This is a genomic window from Ligilactobacillus acidipiscis DSM 15836 (genome assembly GCF_001435755.1).
GTDB classification, from domain to species: domain Bacteria; phylum Bacillota; class Bacilli; order Lactobacillales; family Lactobacillaceae; genus Ligilactobacillus; species Ligilactobacillus acidipiscis.
The window spans coordinates 1-3025 of the sequence record NZ_AZFI01000207.1 but is presented as its reverse complement, the minus strand read 5'-3'; the positions used below and the strand labels follow the sequence as shown (position 1 = coordinate 3025).

Annotated in this window: 2 protein-coding genes and 1 pseudogene; all 3 read left to right on the top strand. The window is 36.7% G+C overall.

Translation table 11 applies throughout. The features are described 5' to 3' along the window. Positions 1-143 precede the first annotated feature (143 nt). The gene (locus tag FC65_RS09850; protein WP_056972540.1) at positions 144-1586 is read left to right on the top strand and encodes a 6-phospho-beta-glucosidase; all 1443 of its coding nucleotides are present in this window, start codon (positions 144-146) and stop codon (positions 1584-1586) included. A gap of 55 nt (positions 1587-1641) precedes the next feature. After that, the gene (locus FC65_RS09845) at positions 1642-2151 is read left to right on the top strand and encodes a hypothetical protein (protein WP_056972539.1); all 510 of its coding nucleotides are present in this window, start codon (positions 1642-1644) and stop codon (positions 2149-2151) included. Between the two features lie 413 nt (positions 2152-2564). Continuing rightward, a pseudogene (gene celB, locus FC65_RS09840) lies at positions 2565-3025 on the top strand (PTS cellobiose transporter subunit IIC); the annotation flags it as partial.

The window sequence follows — 3025 nt, the reverse complement described above, 5'->3', positions numbered from 1 at the left end:
CTAAATGTTACAAACTAGCACCACACGTATGGTTAAATATATTTATAAAGCAGATGCCTCATTGACGAAGTTGTACCAATAAGTTATAATTCTTTTGGAAAGCGTTTTATTATAAACTTAACAAGAAAGAGAAGTGTGGAATAATGGTTGCAAATTCATTTCCAAAAGGGTTCCTATGGGGCGGTGCTGTAGCTGCTCACCAACTCGAAGGTGCTTGGCAAGAGGGCGGTAAAGGTGTTTCTGTCGCAGATGTGATGACTGCTGGAGAAAATGGTGTTCCCCGTGAGATCACTAAAGGTGTCTTACCTGGTAAAAATTATCCTAACCATGACGCAATTGATTTTTATGGACACTATAAGGAAGATATTGCGTTATTTGCTGAAATGGGTTTTAAGTGTTTTAGAACATCGATTGCTTGGACACGGATCTTTTCTAAGGGTGATGAAACTGAACCTAATGAAGAAGGACTCAAGTTTTATGATGATCTTTTCGCTGAATGCCATAAATATGGCATTGAACCAGTTGTAACTTTAGCGCACTTCGAAATGCCGTGGCATTTAGTTGAGAAATATAACGGTTTTGGCAGCCGGGAGACGATAGATTTCTTCCTGCGTTTTGCGACGACTTGTTTCAAACGTTACAAAGGCCAAGTCAAATATTGGATGACTTTTAACGAAATTGATAACCAAGCTTCATTCAATAATGATTTTTCGATGGCTACAAATTCCGGCTTACTCTTGGATAATGATAGTAATAATGAGGCTGAAATGTATCAGGCTGCTCATTATGAGCTAGTTGCGAGTGCGTTGGCTGTTAAGGAGGGTAAAAAGATCGATCCTGATTTTATGATCGGGTCAATGATCAATTATACACCAGCTTATCCTGCTTCTTCAGACCCAGAAGATATCTTGCTGGCTCAACGGGTCAACCAACGTCGTTTCTGGTTCTCTGACGTTCAAGCTTGGGGTGAATATCCAAAGGGTGTTGAAGCCTATATAGAACGTCAGGGTTATCGACCAGATATTACAGCTGAAGACAAAGTTGTCCTTAAGGAAGGAACAGTCGATTATATTGGTTTCAGTTATTATCAATCAATTACAGTTAGTGCTAAGAAAGAAAATGCCGATAGTTTGGAATCACCTGATAATGTTATTGTCGAAAATCCGTATTTGGAAACAAGTGACTGGGATTGGTCGATCGACCCGATTGGCTTGCGTTACGGTTTGAATGAACTGACTGACCGTTACCATTTGCCATTGTTTATTGTGGAAAATGGGTTAGGTGCAGTTGATCAGGTTGAAGAAGACGGCAGCATCCATGATCCATATCGTGTGGATTATTTGCGCAAACATCTGGAAGAAGTTAAAAAAGCAGTTACTCTTGATGGGGTCGACTTGATGGGCTATACTCCATGGGGGTGCATCGATTTAGTTTCTGCTGGAACAGGCCAAATGTCGAAACGGTATGGCTTTATCTACGTTGACAAAGATGATGATGGTCACGGTACATTAGCGCGTTCAAGAAAAGATTCGTTTTATTGGTATCAAAAAGTAATCAAAACTAATGGTGCAGATCTAGAAAACTAATTTGTTAAATGTTCCTAAGTAAAAATATTAAGGATAAGAGAAGTTGGGGTAAAACATGGCTAAAAATAAAAAACAAGAACAAAAAAGAATTGAAGAACAGCGAAAAAAGCAGAGTAGGGAAACTATGTCTTTCAATCGTTTTTTGTTATTTAGATATGTCGCTGCATTTTTCTTTTTCCTGAATTTGTACTGGCTGGTACTGTTGATCCAAGGGCATCAGCTGACACTATTATTGCCTTTATTGTTGATGGTCGCAGTTTTGCCAGTTGTGTGGGAACACTTTAAAAAGTTGCATAACAGTTCTAACGAATTACCGTACTCTAAAATATATTTTTGGATTCAATTAGGCGTTAATTTTGCACTGTTGTTAATTTGCATGACGCCCTTGTTTGCTAATTTTTATCCGTTTATGTCAGTAAGGGGAAAGACACTGATCATTACCATGTTGATTTTAGGAATACTATTATGTTTGTTTATGGAAAGACGTGTCAACTTGATCGAACATGATCGTGACCGCTATTTAAAAACAATGCAGGAGTACAATGACGCACTCAATAAGAAATAAAAATATTACAGAATAATCGTTGCCACCGATAAAAGGGGGCAACGATTTTTTTGAAAGGAAAATAAAAGTTGTTAACTCGACTTGTAGGTTAAAATCACAAAAAATTGCGAAAAAAATTTAAAGGGACTTGTAAAAATAGTACCAACATATTATAATTTGTATGTAGGAATTAAAGCGCTTTAATTTGAATGGAAGGAGGTAACTTAGAAGCGCTAGTGTTGATATTTGAAGAATTATTATTTTTTTAGGACAGAATAATAACAGGAAGATGTACTTATTTGTGCCATTAAATGGTGAATATGCTTAAAAAAATATTTTTTTAAACATAAAATGTAACCGCAATCATGAGTTCCTGTTTTTTCTGGTTCTTAATAGTTGTCAGTATAAATTGACGTTAAACAAAGGAGAAAAAAATTATGGGTGAAGATAACAAATTTATGAAGTTGTTAAATGATAAACTCATGTCCCCAATGGGAAAAATTGCTGCAACTCGGATCGTTCGGACTATCATGGCAGCCGGACTGGCAAGTATCCCATTTACGATCGTAGGTTCCATGTTCTTGGTATTAAATATTTTACCGACTGTTTTCACAGGTTTAACAGGTTTCTTCAATGCAACATTTGTCAAGATCACTAACTTGTACATGATTGCTAACCAAACGACTATGGGAATCTTAGCTTTATACTTTACGATCGTTATTGGTTATGAATATACGAGAATTATCCGGGACGAAGAAAAAGTAAATCTTGATCCTGTTAATGGTGCTTTGTTAGCTGTTTTTGCTTTCTTTATGACAATTCCAGAATTGGTCATTAAAGGTGGTACTTTCACCTTGTTGAATGTTACTAGGGACTGTCTGAAAACTAAAAATTC